This window comes from Paenibacillus phyllosphaerae (assembly GCF_014192105.1).
GTDB classification, from domain to species: Bacteria; Bacillota; Bacilli; order Paenibacillales; family Paenibacillaceae; genus Paenibacillus_Z; species Paenibacillus_Z phyllosphaerae.
This window is the reverse complement of the sequence record NZ_JACHXK010000010.1, coordinates 1-16,684: the sequence shown is the minus strand read 5'-3', so window position 1 is coordinate 16,684 and position 16,684 is coordinate 1. Positions and strand designations below refer to the sequence as shown.

General features: G+C 55.4%; 7 protein-coding genes and 8 tRNA genes. 1 reads left to right on the top strand and 14 read right to left on the bottom strand.

Translation table 11 applies throughout. The features are described 5' to 3' along the window. Positions 1 to 274: 274 nt before the first annotated feature. The 6 genes from FHS18_RS19980 to FHS18_RS19955 form a co-directional block, all read right to left on the bottom strand. Positions 275 to 10,819: an S-layer homology domain-containing protein gene (locus FHS18_RS19980; protein WP_183601884.1), complete on the bottom strand. Its 10,545-nt coding sequence runs from the start codon at positions 10,817 to 10,819 to the stop codon at positions 275 to 277. A 50-nt stretch (positions 10,820 to 10,869) separates the two neighbouring features. Further along, positions 10,870 to 11,388: a phage tail protein gene (locus tag FHS18_RS19975; protein WP_354471337.1), complete on the bottom strand. Its 519-nt coding sequence runs from the start codon at positions 11,386 to 11,388 to the stop codon at positions 10,870 to 10,872. A gap of 12 nt (positions 11,389 to 11,400) precedes the next feature. Next, complete coding sequence (locus tag FHS18_RS19970) at positions 11,401 to 11,907, bottom strand: phage tail protein (RefSeq protein WP_183601880.1); 507 nt, start codon at positions 11,905 to 11,907, stop codon at positions 11,401 to 11,403. 38 nt (positions 11,908 to 11,945) lie between these two features. Continuing rightward, complete coding sequence (locus FHS18_RS19965; protein WP_183601878.1) at positions 11,946 to 12,473, bottom strand: phage tail protein; 528 nt, start codon at positions 12,471 to 12,473, stop codon at positions 11,946 to 11,948. A 45-nt stretch (positions 12,474 to 12,518) separates the two neighbouring features. Continuing rightward, entirely contained in the window at positions 12,519 to 12,812 is a 294-nt protein-coding gene (locus tag FHS18_RS19960; RefSeq protein ID WP_183601876.1) for a DUF6916 family protein, read from the bottom strand. Positions 12,813 to 12,906: 94 nt separating this feature from the next. Beyond that, complete coding sequence (locus tag FHS18_RS19955; protein ID WP_183601874.1) at positions 12,907 to 13,389, bottom strand: GNAT family N-acetyltransferase; 483 nt, start codon at positions 13,387 to 13,389, stop codon at positions 12,907 to 12,909. 755 nt (positions 13,390 to 14,144) lie between these two features. Here FHS18_RS19955 and FHS18_RS19950 point away from each other — a divergent pair. Beyond that, complete coding sequence (locus FHS18_RS19950) at positions 14,145 to 15,665, top strand: PhoX family protein (RefSeq protein ID WP_183601872.1); 1,521 nt, start codon at positions 14,145 to 14,147, stop codon at positions 15,663 to 15,665. A gap of 164 nt (positions 15,666 to 15,829) precedes the next feature. Here FHS18_RS19950 and FHS18_RS19945 read toward each other — a convergent pair. The 8 genes from FHS18_RS19945 to FHS18_RS19910 form a co-directional block, all read right to left on the bottom strand. Further along, positions 15,830 to 15,903 (bottom strand) — tRNA-Gly (locus FHS18_RS19945). An 8-nt stretch (positions 15,904 to 15,911) separates the two neighbouring features. Further along, positions 15,912 to 15,988: transfer RNA gene (locus tag FHS18_RS19940), tRNA-Pro, on the bottom strand. 9 nt (positions 15,989 to 15,997) lie between these two features. Continuing rightward, positions 15,998 to 16,074 (bottom strand) — tRNA-Arg (locus FHS18_RS19935). Between the two features lie 7 nt (positions 16,075 to 16,081). Further along, a tRNA-Gly gene (locus FHS18_RS19930) sits at positions 16,082 to 16,156 on the bottom strand. Positions 16,157 to 16,159: 3 nt separating this feature from the next. After that, a tRNA-Leu gene (locus FHS18_RS19925) sits at positions 16,160 to 16,246 on the bottom strand. 9 nt (positions 16,247 to 16,255) lie between these two features. After that, a tRNA-Leu gene (locus FHS18_RS19920) sits at positions 16,256 to 16,341 on the bottom strand. Positions 16,342 to 16,356: 15 nt separating this feature from the next. Then, positions 16,357 to 16,429, bottom strand: a tRNA-Lys gene (locus FHS18_RS19915). A 122-nt stretch (positions 16,430 to 16,551) separates the two neighbouring features. After that, positions 16,552 to 16,637: transfer RNA gene (locus FHS18_RS19910), tRNA-Tyr, on the bottom strand. Between the last annotated feature and the right edge of the window lie 47 nt (positions 16,638 to 16,684).

The window sequence follows — 16,684 nt, the reverse complement described above, 5'->3', positions numbered from 1 at the left end:
GACGGGGCATACGCCCCAAATTGGCGCATCGACGAACATACGCGTGCAGCATACGAGCCCACAGCGTGGACCCGCACTGCCGGATGAATCGGACATCCCGGCCCGGTCAGGCGCATGCTTCCATTCGATGCTTCTCTATCATGCCGGATCTCGCGCGCGAGCAACATGGCGGAAGTATTACGAACAGGGAATTTTACCCTTTGGATAGAAAAAAAGCAGCCCAAGCGCGAGTGCGCCTGGACTGCCTAAGTTGCCATATTCTACGGCATGTCTCTTACCATGGTGAAATTTGAGCTGCCTGCATGAGGCGGAGCAGCATGACCGCCGCTTCTGCGCGTGACGATTGGCTCGCAGGGCTGAACTCGCCCGCTTCATTGCCTTGAACCAATCCCAATGCGGAAGCCTGCTGAATGGCTTGCTGCGCCCATGCCGGAATGCTTCCTTGATCCTTGAAGGTCTCGCTTGCCGCTCCCTCGGCATGCGAGACGCCGATGAACTCGGCAGCCCGCATAATCATGACCGCCATCTCTTGACGGGTCACTACCGCACCCGGACGGAAGGAACCATCCGAATACCCGGTAATAATACCCGCTTGAGCAGCAGCAGATACATCATCGGCATACCAGCTGCCGCCGTTGATGTCGCCGAACTTCGCATTCCCTGTCTCCCCGCCGATGGCGAGAATACGGGTCAGCAATGCTGCGAATTCGGCTCGCGTGATCGAGCCTGTTGGGTCGAACTGGTTGTCGTCCTTGCCTTTAATGATCTGCATCGAAGCGAGCAGTTCAATCGAATCCGCGGCCCAATGGCCTTGGACATCCGGGAAGGTAGTCGGATCTTCCAGGATCAGATAGACCCCGGTAGAGCGGTCTTTCAGCTCAGCAACCCAGACGCCGTCCTCCTCGCGGAAAGCGGATGTCGGAACGAAACTAAATTCGCCGGTCTCCGGATCCAGACGTACCGCAATCGCGCCGGACGCCGGTTTTTCCGTACCCGCTCCGATCGTCCTCGTTACATACTCGCCGAAGGAAGACAGTTCGAACGACTTGCCATCCGTGTTCTCCACTTGAACGGTGAAGCTTGCCGGATCAGCCGGCGATGTCGCTCCCAGCTTGGCGAGCGCTTCGGATACCGCTGCCGATTCCTCCGCACCCGGAGCTATAACCCCGATCTGCAGATTGTCGATGTTTTCTCCCGCCAGCTTCTTCGCTTGAGCGAGCACATTCGGCAGTGACAGGCGAATCGAGTTCGAACCTGTTCGAAGCTCCAGATTCAGATTGCCGTTCAGCTCCAGCAGCTTATTGAGCGTAGCCATGTCGAGAGCCAGCTCCAGCGGTTCGCCGGAAGCAATGTTGATTTTGAGCTCGCCCGCTTTGATTTCGTCCAGGTTTACGGTGTACGCAAGCCCTTCAGCTCCCAAAAGCAGCGGCAGATCCAACGTATCGGTCACATTGCCCGCAACCGGAGGCGAAGTGACCTTAATGGCCGCCGTAATCGACTGACCGGACCATTCCGCTTTCATGATCGCCGTACCTGTCTGGAGCCCTTTAATGCTAGTGCCTTCCATGGCCGCTATCGACGGCTGATCGAATGTGAATACCGCGTCAGCCGTAATATCCTTCTTCGTTCCGTCGAGATACGTTGCCGTCAGGACAAGCGCTCTCGTCTTGCCGCGAACGATCTGGTATGACGCCGCATCGAGGGAAAGCACAGGAACGATCGCAAATTGTACCGTTCTCGTCTCGCTGCTGTTGCCGGACGCATCCGTTGCAACTGCCTTCAGCGCGTATTCGCCTTCCGATAAGCCGCTTAGCGTAACCGACCAATGGCCGTCTTCGCCAACCGTTACCGTCTGGGCAGCCGCTTCCGTGCCCGCTGGTTCCAGCGTTGCCGTTACGCTCAGCACGGTTCCTGCTTCCGCTTCCCCGTTTACCGTCACCACAGCCGTTTGGAACAGCGTATCGTCATCCATCGCAACGACCGGTGTGCTCGGCGCTTCCGTATCGATCTTCACGACGGAAGGCGTTGAAGCCGCTGGCAGCGTAAGCACCAGCTCATTGCCGGCATGGTCCTGAATCGAAGCCCCTTGCAGGCTCAGCTGCGTCAGCTCGATTCCGTCGGAATCATTCACCCCGTCCGCAATCGTGTATGCGAACGTCAAGGTGTCCGTTTCGCTGGAATCCCCGGTGTACTCGGCTTCCGCCACATCCTCGCCAATCTGCAGCGTAAGGTTTGGCGTGCCGTTGACTGTGACCGCTTTGTTCACTTTAACGGTTAACGCGAGGTTCTGACCTTCCCGATAGTTGCCGGACTCCGGCCAGATTACGTTCGTCAGTCCCGGTACGTTCGTATCGAGCTTAATACCCGATACATCAACAACCGGCAAGGCGAGTACCGCCGAGTTGCCCGCAGCATCCGTGATAACCGCATCATTCAACTGAATCTGGTTCGAGGATAACGCGATCCCGTCCAGATCCGAATCGCCGCTCGTTACCGTGTAGCGGAAGAGCAGCTCGTTTTTCGAAGCGTCTTCCGAAACAAGCATGGCCTCGCGAACGTTCTCCCCGATTTGCAGGACGATCGATGGCGTTCCCGATGTTCCTTCCACTGTTACCGATTCGCTTGTTGTAACCGTGAAGTCCAGTTGATCGCCGGCCTTGTAAGTCTTCGATGCCGGAACGTCGAGCAGATCGATCGTCGGTTTCACCGCATCCACGATTACGGCTGCCATGTTATCGACGCCATTCAGCGCCAGTTGCGCAGGGTTGCCGTTCACGTCCGCCAGCAAGCCGCCGCTTAAGACAAGCGCTTGCGTACCGGATAGATCGACCGGCTCGCCGTTCGCATCGCTAGCCGTTACGACGTAGCTGAACGTCAGCGTGTCCGTGCCGCTGCCGGAAACATACTCGGCTGTGCGTTCGTTCCCGCCAAGCTTGAAGGCCAGATACGGCTTGCCTCCGGTAGTCGTCGCTTGGATCGGTTCATCGAATTTCACTTGGAACGATAACGTGTCGCCTGCCCGATAGAATCCGTCAGTCGCCGTTACCGTGCTAATCGCAGGCACTTTCGTGTCGACGATCATCGTTGGTACAACCGCTGTCGGCAGCGTCAGCACGAGCGAGTTGCCCGCTGCGTCTGCCGCCGTTGCTCCGCGAAGTTCGATCGCGTTGCTTGGTGCCACGCCATCTTCGTCCGTATCGCCTGGAGCAATCGTGTAGGTGAACGTCATTTGATTCACCGAACCGCTGCCGCCCGTGTAGACGGCCCACTCTTCCTCGGTGCCGATCTGGAGCTTCAATGCCGGTGTACCGCCTGTCGTCGTTACAACCACTGGCTTGTTCAGATTGAGCGTGAACGTCAGTTCGTCGCCTTCCAAATAGCTGCCTGCCGTTGGATAGGTTACTCCGCTAATTGTCGGAATGAGCGTATCCACCTGAATACCCGATGTATCCTTAGCCGGCATCGTCAACAGAGAGCTGTTGCCCGCTGCATCCTTCATCGTTGCGCCGTTCAGGGTGAGCTGAGCCGGTAGTTCAATGCCATCCGCGTCCGCATCGCCAGTAGCGACGGTATAGCGGAAGAGCAAGGTGTTCTGCAGCGCATTCGCCGAGACGAATACCGCTTCGCGCATTTCTTCCCCGATCGTGAGCGCCAAGGACGGAGTACCGTTCGTCGTATCGATGGCAATCGCCTCGCTGGCCGTAACCGTAAAGTCTAACTGACTGCCTGCTTTGTAGATCTCGTCCGCAGGCGTGTCGATCGCCGTTAAACTTGGAAGCGTCGCATCGACTTTAACGCCGCTCATGCTGCTGACGGCATGGAGAGCCAATTCAGCCGCATTGCCATCCAGATCTTCCAGCGTGCCTCCTCCTAATGCCACGCCCGTCGTGTCGGCCAGACTGACCGATTCTCCGTTTGCGTCATTCATCAGCACGACGTAGCTAAAGGTCAGCGTATCCGTGCCGCTGCCGGAGGCATATTCCGCCTGAAGTTCGTTCCCGCCAAGCTTGAAGGCCAGATATGGCTTGCCTCCGGTAGTCGTCGCTTGGATCGCTTCATCGAATTTCACTTGGAACGATAACGTGTCGCCTGCGCGATAGAATCCGTCAATCGCCGTTACCGAGATAATAGCAGGCACTTTCGTATCGACGATCATCGTCGGTACAGCCGTTGTCGGCAGCGTCAGCACAAGCGAGTTGCCCGCTGCGTCTGCCGCCGTTGCTCCGCGAAGTTCGATCGCGTTGCTTGGTACAACGCCATCTTCGTCCGTATCGCCTGATGCAATCGTGTAGGTGAACGTCATTTGATTCACAGAGCCGCTTCCGCCCGAGTAGACAGCCCATTCTTCCTCGGTTCCGATCTGGAGCTTCAATGCCGGTGTACCGCCTGTCGTCGTTACAACCACTGGCTTGTTCAGATTGAGCGTGAACGTCAGTTCGTCGCCTTCCAAATAGCTGCCTGCATCCGGGTACGTCACGCCGGTAATTTCCGGAATGAGCGTATCGACCTGAATACCCGATGTATCCTTAGCCGGCACCGTCAACAGAAGGCTGTTGCCAGCGGTGTCCTTAATTATTGCGCCGTTCAGTGTGAGCTGAACCGGCAGTTCAATGCCATCCGCGTCCGCATCGCCAGGGGCAACGGTGTAGCGGAAGAGCAAAGTGTTCTGCAGCGCATTCGCCGAGACGAATACCGCTTCGCGCGTATCTTCCCCGACCGTGAGCAACAAGGACGGAGTACCATTCGTCATATCGATGGCAATCGCCTCGCTGGCCGTAACCGTAAAGTCCAACTGGCTGCCTGCTTTGTAGATCTCATCCGAAGGCGTGTCGATCGCCGTTAAACTTGGAAGCGTCGCATCGACTTTAACGCCGCTCATGCTGCTGACGCCGTGGAGATCCAATTCAGCCGCATTGCCATTCAGATCTTGCAGCGTTCCTCCTGCTAATGCCACGACCGTCGTGTCGGCCAGACTGACCGATTCGCCGTTCGCGTCGTTCATCAGCACGACGTAGCTGAACGTCAGCGTGTCCGTGCCGCTGCCGGAAACATACTCGGCTGTGCGTTCGTTCCCGCCAAGCTTGAAGGCCAGATATGGCTTGCCTCCGGTAGTCGTCGCTTGGATCGCTTCATCGAATTTCACTTGGAACGATAGCTTGTCCCCTGCGCGATAGAATCCGTCAGTCGCCGTTACCGAGGTGATAGCAGGCACTTTCGTGTCGACGATCATCGTTGGTACAGCCGCTGTCGGCAGCGTCAGCACAAGCGAGTTGCCAGCTGCATCTGCCGCCGTTGCTCCGCGAAGTTCGATTGCGTTGCTTGGTACCACGCCATCTTCGTCCGTATCGCCTGAGGCAATCGTGTAGGTGAACGTCATTTGATTCAACGAGCCGCTGCCGCCCGTGTAGACGGCCCACTCTTCACTTGAACCGATCTGAAGTTTCAGTGCAGGCGTACCACCTGTCGTCGTCACGACCAACGGCTTGTTTAAGTCGAGCGTGAACGTCAGTTCGTCGCCTTCCAGATAGCTGCCTGCCGATGGATAGGTTACTCCGCTAATTGTCGGAATGAGCGTATCCACTTGAATGCCCGACGTATCCTTAGCCGGCACCGTCAACAGCAAGCTGTTGCCCGCGGTATCCTTAATCGTTGCGCCGTTCAGCATGAGCTGAGCTGGCAGTTCAATGCCGTCCGCGTCCGCATCGCCAGTAGCGACGGTATAGCGGAAGAGCAACGTGTTCTGCAGCGCATTCGCCGAGACGAAAACCGCTTCGCGCGTATCTTCCCCGATCGTAAGCGACAAGGACGGAGTACCGTTTATCGTATCAATGGTAATCGCCTCGCTCGCCGTAACCGTAAAGTCCAGCTGGCTGCCTGCTTTGTAAATCTGATCCGCGGGCGTATCGATCGCCGTTAAACTTGGAAGCGTCGAGTCGACCTTGACGCCGCTCATGCCGCTGACGCCATGGAGAGCCAATTCAGCCGCATTACCATTCAGATCCTGCAGTACCCCTCCGCTTAACGCTAAGCCCGTTGTATCCGCCAGATTGACGGATTCGCCGTTCGCATGGTCAGGTTGCACGTTGTAGCTGAAGGTCAGCGTGTCCGTGCCGCTGCCGGAAGCATATTCCGCCTGAAGTTCGTTCCCGCCCAGTTTGAAGGCTAGATATGGCTTGCCTCCGGTAACCGTTGCTTGGACCGCTTCATCGAATTTTACTTGGAACGATAAGGTTTCGCCTGCGAGATACATTCCGTCCGTCGAGGTCACCGAAGTAATCGCAGGTCGTTTCGTATCGACGATCATCGCGGGTACAACCGCTGTAGGCAGCGTGAGCGCAAGCGCGTTCCCGGCTGTATCCTTTACCGTTGCTCCACGGAGATCGATCGCGTTGCTTGGTGCCACGCCGTTGTCATCCGTATCGCCTGATGCAATCGTATAGGTAAACGTCATCTGACTCACCGGGCCGCTGCCGCCCGTGTAGACGGCCCAAGCTTCATCGGAACCGATCAGAAGCTTCAAGCCCGGCGTGCCATTCGTCGTCGTCACAGCCACCGGCTTGTTCAGATCGAGCGTGAACGTCAGTTCGTCGCCTTCCAGATAACTACCTGCATCCGGGTACGTCACGTCGGTAATTTCCGGAATGAGCGTATCGATCTGCATGCCCGACGTATCCGCATTCGGCAGCGCCGCGTTGATACCGTTGCCTGCAGCATCCTTCACGGAAGCGCCGCCGAGGACCAAGTTCGCATTCAAGGCGATGCCGTCTTCATCCATATCGCCTGAAACGACGGTATAACGGAATACGAGGGTTGATGCATTGGATGCCGCCGCCGTGTAGGCAGCCGTCCGTTCTCCGCTATCCGTAACCAGCGTCAAACTTGGCGTACCGGTTATGTTGACCGGTTCGCTGATGCTCACTTGGAATTCCATCACGTCGCCGGCAATATACGGCTTGTCCGCACTGGCCGTCATGGACGTCATTGTCGGAATCGTCGAGTCCGCTATGACCCCGGAGAGATCGGCAATGCCACTCAGAACGACATTGGCCGGATTGCCATTCAAGTCTTTCACTTCGGCGCCGTTAAGCGCAATCGCGGCACCGGCTTCGAATGCAGCCGCTGCGCCGTTAGCGTCATTAGGCTGAATCGTATAACCGAATACCAACTCCGCTGTCCCGCTGCCCGACAGATACGGAGCCTCGAAGGATTGAGTCCCCAGCTTGAACGTCAGGGAAGGCGTCCCTCCTGTCGTTACTACCGTCACCGCTTCGTCGAGTTGCACCTTGAACTGCAGCAAGTCGCCGGCTGTGTAATAGCTGTCTGCCGCCGTCACGGCGGTTACCTTCGGTACGATCGTATCGACTTTGACCTCCGGATAATCGGCTGGTCCAGGCAGCAGCGTGTTCACGTTATTGCCTGCGATGTCCGTAATTGTCGCTCCTGCCAAGGTCAGATTCGTACCAAGGCTGATGCCGTCGCCATCTTGCTTGCCAGCCGGAATCTCGTAAGCGAAGCTGAGCGTCTGCGTGCCAGAACCAGACTGATAAACAGCATCGACCGTGTTGCCGCCAAGATTGAAGCTCAGTTTCGGCGTGCCGCTCACGTTGACGTTTTCGCTCATCTGCACCGTCATCGGGATCGTATCCCCTGCCAAATACGTCTTGGACGGAATCGTAATCCCCGTAACTTGCGGTACAGTCGTATCCACAAGCACGCCGTTCATGACTGGATTAGATGTCGGCTTTATCGCTGCTGCATTGCCCGCCACGTCTCGAAGCGTACCGCCATTCAAAGTAATGGCTGCCTCGCCTCCGCTGAACGCGATGCCATCCGCATCGTTGTCGCCAGCCTGTATCGTGTAGGTGAAACGCAAGGTTTGCGTTCCTGAGCCGGATACATAGGCCGCTTGCTGTTCCGTCTCGCCGCTCACGAATTTGATCGTCGGCGTGCCTGTTACCGTTACGGGCTCATCATAGTTGGCCGTAAAAGTAAACGTATCTCCCTCGTTGTAGGAGCTGCTGGACGGAACGTCTAACGATTGCATAACTGGAGCGACGGTATCGATCCGTATGCCGCTCGTGTTTGCCGGCGCCAGCGTCAACCTCGCGTCGTTGCCCGCTCCGTCGCGGATGCTGCCCGAATTCAGCGTAATCTCCGTAAGCTCGATTCCATCCGCATCGTTGTGCCCTTGTGGGACGATATAACGGAACGTCGCTTTCTTCTGATCGGCGCCTGGATCGGTATTCGGCACATAGACGGCTTCCGCCGTTTCGCCTCCAACGTCCATGGTCAATGTCGGCGCGTCTTGCACGGCAACATTTTCGCTGAACATCACATTGAAGTCCAATTGGGTACCTGCCTTGAACGTACCATTCGTCGGAAGTCCGATCGAAGAGATCTGCGGAATAACGGAATCGACCCGAACGCCGCCTGTAGTTGGCATGGAGGTCAGCGTGAGTTGAGCCGGCGCTTCATATTCGCTGGCCATGCCGGTTCCCGCTCCAAGCACAAGGCTTGACCCCGGCTGAATGCCATCGGCGTCGGTTAATCCCTCTTCGACGGTGTACGCGAATGTTAACACCTGCGAGCCGGAGCCCCCGGTATACACGGCCTGCTTCGTCGTGCCGCCGATCGTGATGGGCAGCGAAGGCGTGCCGGTCACGGTCACGTTCCTGTCGTAAGTGAGCGAGAATGCAAGGACATCGCCCATCTTATACGTCTTGCTTCCAGGTACCGCAATCGTCTGAATGCGCGGAATCGGATAGATTTGGTGCGTATCCGAACCCGAGTTATTGGTGTTATCCGCAGTTTCCTCGCCGCCGCCGGATACGGCGGTTTTGGTAATCACCGTACCCGACGCATTATCCGCGATATTCACATAGAGCGTTAATGCCGCGGAGCCTTTGGCCGGAATCGACGTCGTGCTCGTACACGTTAAGCCCGTGCATGTCCACCCCGTGCCGACGGATGAGTCCAACGTCATCCCTGTAGGCAAGGTGTTGGTAAGCGTAATTGTTCCGCTGGTCTCCTTGATTCCCTCATTCTTGACGGTTATCGTATAAGCCGCTTTTTTCTGCGTCTGATAGAAATTGCCGCTGTGGGTGACCGATACGGTCAAGTCCGGAACTGCCCGAACTTCCAACTCGAAATTCCCCTTAAGCGTATAGTTGACGTTCGCAATCGTCCGGTTGAGCGAAATTTCGTAGACCGCCGTGCCTGCTTGTTCAGTCGTCGGCGTGGCGGTAACCGCCGGATTCGCAAACTGGAAACTAGAGATAAGGCCAGATGGCGTCTCGCTCTTCTTCGTCATGGAGACTCCGGAAGCTCCGCCGAAATTAAATGTCCCGCTATACGTGCGGTTGTAACGAATAGAAGCTCTGAAGCTTTCATAGGCCCCGGCTGCCGTCTGAGCGGCCACGAGCCTTGGGAAGCCCCGCTGATCGTAACTTACCCCCGTTGCGCCGCCGGCTGCTAGAGCCGGGCTGCTCGTTCCCAGCGCATGTGTCTTCGTGAATCCGCCGTTGTCCGCAAGCGGCAGCAAATTCGCCGACAAGCCGATGACGTTGCCGCCGCCTGGCGTTGCGGTCTTGAAGACGCTCGCTGCTTTCTCGAGCACGTTGTTCATGCTTGTCGTGTCATCGAGTTTAGCGGTTTTTCCCGCTCCGATGGCAACATCCGCATTGGCTGCAGATGCAGCAGTATTACCCGATACGATGGAGCTGATCAACTGCGGCGTGCCGCCATTCAGTAGCAATCCGCCGCCGCTGCCGGTCGAACTGCTGTTATTGGCAATCGTCACATGTTTAAGCACGGGTATCCCGGTACTGGCCGCTGCCGCGATGATGCCGCCGCCCCCGTCCCGCGCTTTGTTGCCGCTGAAGGTGCTATTCGTTATCGTCGTGAGCGGGACACTGATGACCAGGCCGCCGCCAACGCCTTGTTTGGTCGGCGTTAGATCATCCATTCCTTGCGCCTCGTTGCCGATGAATGCACTGTCGCTGATCGTGACCGGTCCCGCACCCGATTCGGTCTCCGGAAGAAAAGCAATGCCGCCGCCGGTAAAGCGCTTGGCAATATTGCTCTCGAATGTGGAGCGTATGATCGAGACCGACAGATCGCCCTCCACGAACATGCCGCCCCCGTGTTCTACGGCCATGTTGCTCCCGATGGTTACCCGATCCAAACTTAAAGCGCCTTGATTGGGACCCGATACATAAAGGCCGCCGCCATAGCCGCTGTTGTCTCCCGTTGCGTTATTCGTAATCGCGACGTTATAGAGCGACAGCGTCCCGCTTCCCGTATCTGCCAGAATGCCTCCGCCGCCATAGATATCGCTGGCAACTTTCGTAACCGTCTCCTTCCCGGTAACCGGGTCCTTAGTGGTTACTTGACTGTCCGGCGCGGTTCCTCCCGTTATGGTAAGTGCCGCGATCTTCATGCTGCCGAAAGTGCCTAGCGCGTCATTAATGTTCAGCACCCGGTTGTCCGAAGCTGCCAGTATCGTGGCGCCTGCCGTCCCTTCCGCATTGCCGCCGGAACCGATCAGGTTGACCGGCTCCGTAATGTCCAGCGGCTCATCGCCCAGATCATACGTACCGGCTGCCATGTTGATCGTATTCACATCGGAGCTGAGATTGCTTTGCGTTACAGCGTTCCTAAGCTCCGTAATATTGTTAACCGTATACGTCTCAACGGCTGCCGAGCCTTCGTTATTTTGCAGTTGGAACAAGGTCCCTGCCAGCAAAGCTACGCCGAAAGCCCCCGCCGTTATTCGTCTCCACAGCTTTCGCCGCTGGACGGTACTACCTTCGAAGTCCATCCGACTCCCCGCTTCCTGCATCATTTCTATCTTACGCTTTTTGCCGCACGCTACGACCTCGGCGGGAATACGCCCTGCAGCGCAATGATGAAATTCATCGTCAGGTAAGGCTGCATGTTATTGTGAGGCTGGCTTCCCCCCGTCGGATACGTTGCCGGCATTCCAACCGTAGGGCTGCCTACATGGTAGAGCGTTCCCGCCCGTCTTCCTCTCGGTGCCGTCGGCAGCGCGCTGGTCGGATCGCCTTGCGGAACGGTGGTCGTCCCATACGAAAGCTGATGGGTATGCGCGGGAATTTCGGATACCAGCAGCGACGTATACGCTTCTCCGCCTAGCTCCCCGAGATCTCGCAGAGAGAGCCCTTGACCTTGGCCAGGATGCATAGGCGCGCTTCCCTGAAAATTCGGGAGTGCAAACGTCGATTTGCCATCGCCGCCATACGTCGTTCCTAGTAAAGCGAACAGCGCCGTATTCTGCGAGATAGGCAGGATCTGTCCATTGCAGAACGCCCAGCCTGTGGGCGCAAAATTAAATCCGACGATGCGAATTTCGGCTAAAAATGGATCCACATTCATTCTCCTTTAATTTTGTGAAGGGAAAATACCTTGCAGCGCGATGCAGAAGTTGAGTACCAAGTAGGGCTGCATATTGTTATGCGCCTGGCTGCCGCCTGTATTGGTTACGTACTGATTTGCGGTGTACATGACAGTATTAGCTCCTCCATCATGATACGCGCTTACGGCAGGCGCCGCCCAGATCGCTCCATCAGGTGATTTGACCGTGGTTTGTTGCGTGGTTGCCCCTAAATCATGCAAGTGCGCCGGCAGTTCGCTAATCGTGATCGTATGCGACGTCTGCCCACTCGCTTGTCCTTGCGTATAACCGTTAGCCACATGAATCGGAACTCTGCCGCGCAAGTTCGGCAACGCGAAGGTGGTCTGCCCATTGCCGCCGTACATCGTGCCTAGCAATGCAAACAGAGCTTGATTCTGATTGATCGGCAAGAACTGACCGTTGCACAACGCCCATCCTTTAGGGGCAAAATTGCAAGCAAACATCTTGATTTCCCCCAGGAAAGGTTCTGACATTTCGGATCGCCTCCTTTCTGATTTAGGCTGCTCGTTCTTTAGGTTGGCTGCGGAAAAATACCATACAGCGAGATAATAAAATTCACGCACAGATACGGCTGCAGGTTGTTATGCGGTTGGCTGCCGCCAGTCGACTGAATCGCCTGCGCGTGCATCTTGTTTGCGCTAACCGTCGTATCTTCCGGATCGGTATACGGCGCGAGTGTCGACATAGCCGGCACAGCTCCCGATGGATTGCTCGTATTTCCCTGTTCCTTGCGGCCGGATAAATAGTGATTATGGACAGGAATCTGCTGCGTTGATAGCGTCTCGGATTCTGTGCCGGCCATTTCGCCGATTTGATAGGTGGTTCCATCCGGTCCGGTACCCATATGAATCGGAATTCTGCTTTGAAGATTCGGTAGTGCGAACGTCTCCTGTCCATCCCCGCCATAGGTTGTTCCGATTAGATTGAATAACGTATCATTCTCCGAAATCGGCAACAACTGTCCGTCGCAAAATGCCCAGCCTACGGGAGCAAAGTTCCCCGCGAACATGCGTATTTCCCCTACATACGGAGTGCCCATTTGTTTCCTCCTCTCTCATCATAGTAAGATCATCTATTATCCCTTCTACTCCACGACTGGACGATTAAAGACAGCCTCATAGTGAATGCCAGCGTCAACCTTCTGAATCGGAACGATGAACACCGCTTCCTCTTCCAGTTGCTCATGTCCAAGCACCAGCGTCTGCTGCTGCAAGAATGGCTGCAGCGGTCCGGTATATACGAGCGTAAACCGTTCGAAGCCGCTCTCCACCCCGTAATCCACAACGTCCGATAACGTGAGCTCAACTGCCGGCTCGGTCCCGATTACCCGAAACGCCGTATGAACCGCATCCTTGTATTGCTGAAGTGAGATACTCAATTCTGTTTTCCTCCTCTCTATGTATAGTTAGCAGCCTCTGACAAGCCGCGCCTATCTTCTCTCCCGGTATCATGCCGTGGCCCTGTAGACATGGTTAGGGTCCAAGGGAATCTCCATTCGGGTTCCATATCATCTCGTGATGCGTGAGTGTGCTGCTTACTTCCTCGAATCCCATTCGGACATACCAGTTATAAGCATTCGTATTCGAAACATCTACATGAAGCTTGACGGGAATGTCCCGCTGCTGCGCTTCTGATTGCAACAGACGTATGACTTGCGTGCCTAATCCTAACCGTTGGAAGTGCGGGAGTACCATGAGATCGATCAGCGACAGGAGGGTTGTGCCTTCATGCACGATCGCGATCCCAGCCGCTTCGTTATCGAGATCGATCAGAAAGTCGATCGCCTGGGGATACTGGTTCCGATACGACATGGACTTCGCCCGGTACTGCAGCTGAAGGATTTGATTCGTCTCCCTCTCACCTAGTCCCCACTGCTCAAAGCTCCGACGGTAAACGGCAGCATACATCCCGAACAGAAGCTCCTCATCGGGATGATCCATCCGAACGAGCTGCATACTCCCTTCCTCCAATCCCGTTCGCACATCGGCACCCGATTGCTGCTTCCGATCTGTGCTCGATTATTTCCTTCACTACGCCCTCATTTGCCGTTGGGCACAACTGAGACACCTCTTCGCCGATGGTAACGAGGCGTGGGCTGTACTTATGATTGTTTTGCTATTCAGCCGAGGCCTGTCTACTCGTTCCGCTATGACTTCAGCTCTAGGCGGGCGATAGCCGATTGCATTTCGATCATCCAAAGCTTGTGTAGTCCATAAGCACCATGTGAGTCTCATGGCTTACGTCACTATTCCGGGAGGCCGTGCTATCTCACATCCCGTTCAACTGCTAGACGAACCAGCCAGTCTCAGCCAGCTGTCCACATATGAAGCTCCATCCCTCAATCTCATTGAACCTGGCTTGCTGTTAAGCTTCACGTACACTCCTAGTTGAGCCAAGAGGCACAACGCAGCAACGATCAAAGTCTCTCTATTGCAGATCGGACTATGGATCGAAATCTCATCTTAGGACCCTGCAAGATACCATTAATCCCTTAATAATCCGCTGTTGCATGGACCTGGAAACTTTGAAGGTTTTACTGGGCTTTTCGGCAATAAATCGCATATTTCGCTAGTTCAATAGTATACCGTTCCTCATGCTAATGCACTAACTTTCTTCGCACAAAATAGTTTTGCCTCCCTCTCAAGTTGTGCTATCTTTAAGCTTAGAAGAAACTAATTTGCTATCGTGCGTAATCGATCAGGAGGAACATATGAAAGAACAAAAACAAGTAAGCCGCCGCTCTTTTCTGGCTATGTTAGGCACCGGAGCAGCAGCACTCGCGGCGGCTTCAACGGGATTAGACTCCTTCATCGGAAAAGCATCCGCTGCGACTTGGACCCCTAAGCCGACGGCCCTCCCATTCCCTGCTCTTCAACCGGTTACAACCGATTATCTTCTGGCAGCAGACGGCTACACGATCGATGTGCTGGCTCATCATGGTGACAGCCTTCGCGGTACCGCTCAATTGGGTGTAGGCGGCGGTTATGTCGGATTCCGCCCAGGCACGGACGCGAGTACCGGACTCGTATGGGTCAATCACACAGCTCTTCCTAATCATGCGGCTGACAACAGAGGCGTATCCGTAATGGGAGTAAAGCGTACGGCAAACGGATCCTGGTCGCTAGACAAGGAGAATCCTGCTGCGCGCAGACTTACTGCCTCAGAGCGAGTTCAATTGACAGGCAAAGCGAAAGGCAGCAAAGCGGTACATGGCGCATCGGTCACGCAAGGCATTTGGTCGAATGGTTCGGGCGGAGCAACATTATGGGGAACGGCTTTTGTAGGCGAACAAACGAATGATACGCAAGCCGCCCAGACCGGAATGCCCCCAAGCTCATATGGATGGCTAGCTGAGTTCGATCCGTCCGACAGCAGCTTCAAACCGCGTAAGCATTCGGCGCTCGGACGTTTTGCCCATGGTCATGCGGTAACCACGCTGTCCAAGAACGGACGGGTCGTCGTCTATATGGGCGGACAACATGCGCTCTACAAATTCGTGAGCAGCGGCCAATATCATGCGGGGAACGGAACAGCGAATTCTTCCCTACTTGAAGAAGGTACACTTTATGCGGCAGATTTGGGCAAAGGCAATTGGATCGCACTGAATGCTTCGGCGATTGCGCCAATCCTTGCAGATCGCACGTTCAAGGTACCTGCAGGCGTAACCTGGCTGCGCGAGGATTTGATCGACATGCTGCAGGACGAGGCAAGCGTGCTCACGAATGCCCATGAAGCTGCTCTTGTTTTAGGCGCGACACGCTTGGAGAATGCGACCGGCATTGCGCTGCATCCTGCGGACGGTTCCCTCTTCATCACACAGACAGGCAATGCGGAAGCTGGTAATGGTTTCGGCAGCATTATGCGACTCGTGGAGCAGCAGGATGATGCCGCATCCTTATCTTTCGAGGCCGACTTGACCACAGCAGGCGGACGACAAGCAGGTTTCAGCTCGCCGAATAGCGCGCTATTCGATGATGCAGGCCGTTTATGGTTATCGACAGCGATTCCAGCATCCCGCTTGAATGAAGGCTCTTATGCCGCATTCGGTAACAATGCGATCTATGCGTTATCCCCTTCCGGCGAGACCTTCGCCAAAGCGGAATCGTTCGCCTATGCCCCAGCGAATGCGACTCTCGCCTCGGTGGCATTCGGTGCGGGCGATACCCTATTCACAGTGGTGCAACAACAAAATGAACCTAGCAGCAGCGTTGTTGCCATACGCAAGAAATAAAGAATTGCAACAAGAAAGCCGTAGACGTGCAGAATCGGGATCCTTTCGGATCGGGATCTGGCGGACTACGGCTTTCTATTTGAGATGCAATCAACCGAAACGTCTTAAACGGTACGCATGCAAAAAACTCCTCGCTATTAGCAAGGAGTTAAAATGTGTATGTATGGAGCGGGTGATGGGAATCGAACCCACGCTATCAGCTTGGAAGGCTGAAGTTCTACCATTGAACTACACCCGCAAACATAATGGTCGGGATGACACGATTTGAACATGCGACCCCCTGGTCCCAAACCAGGTGCTCTACCAAGCTGAGCTACATCCCGATAAAAAAATGGCGCGCCCTAAGAGATTCGAACTCCTGACCTTTTGATTCGTAGTCAAACGCTCTATCCAGCTGAGCTAAGGGCGCGTACTTATGGAGCGGAAGACGGGAATCGAACCCGCGACCCTCGCCTTGGCAAGGCGATGCTCTACCGCTGAGCCACTTCCGCAAATGGTGCGGTCAAGAGGACTTGAACCTCCACGGTTGTTACACCACTAGAACCTGAATCTAGCGCGTCTGCCAATTCCGCCATGACCGCAAAATAATATGGTGCGGTTGATGGGACTCGAACCCATACACCCGGTGGGCACTACCCCCTCAAGATAGCGTGTCTGCCAATTCCACCACAACCGCATATGAAAATAAAAGTGAGCCGTGTAGGACTCGAACCTACGACACCCTGATTAAAAGTCAGGTGCTCTACCAACTGAGCTAATGGCTCATACAATGGCTGGATCCCGGACCGTTCTCTTTACTTTGAGGAAGTAAAGCACATATCCATACCGCTTGGCCTCGTATCGAATAGCCATAAGTCAGTAATTCCTAGATGCCATAAAATAAAACTGGTGGAGGATGATGGATTCGAACCACCGAACTCGGACGAGAACAGATTTACAGTCTGCTGCGTTTGGCCACTTCGCTAATCCTCCATGGATGGTGCCGCCGAGAGGACTTGAACCCCCAACCTACTGATTAC

Bases quoted from the DNA above. Each gene is read 5' to 3' on its own strand.
- FHS18_RS19965 (WP_183601878.1), bottom strand. From the start codon at position 12,473: ATGGGCACTCCGTATGTAGGGGAAATACGCATGTTCGCGGGGAACTTT.
- FHS18_RS19980 (WP_183601884.1), bottom strand. From the start codon at position 10,819: ATGGACTTCGAAGGTAGTACCGTCCAGCGGCGAAAGCTGTGGAGACGA.
- FHS18_RS19950 (WP_183601872.1), top strand. From the start codon at position 14,145: ATGAAAGAACAAAAACAAGTAAGCCGCCGCTCTTTTCTGGCTATGTTA.
- FHS18_RS19955 (WP_183601874.1), bottom strand. From the start codon at position 13,389: ATGCAGCTCGTTCGGATGGATCATCCCGATGAGGAGCTTCTGTTCGGG.
- FHS18_RS19970 (WP_183601880.1), bottom strand. From the start codon at position 11,907: ATGTCAGAACCTTTCCTGGGGGAAATCAAGATGTTTGCTTGCAATTTT.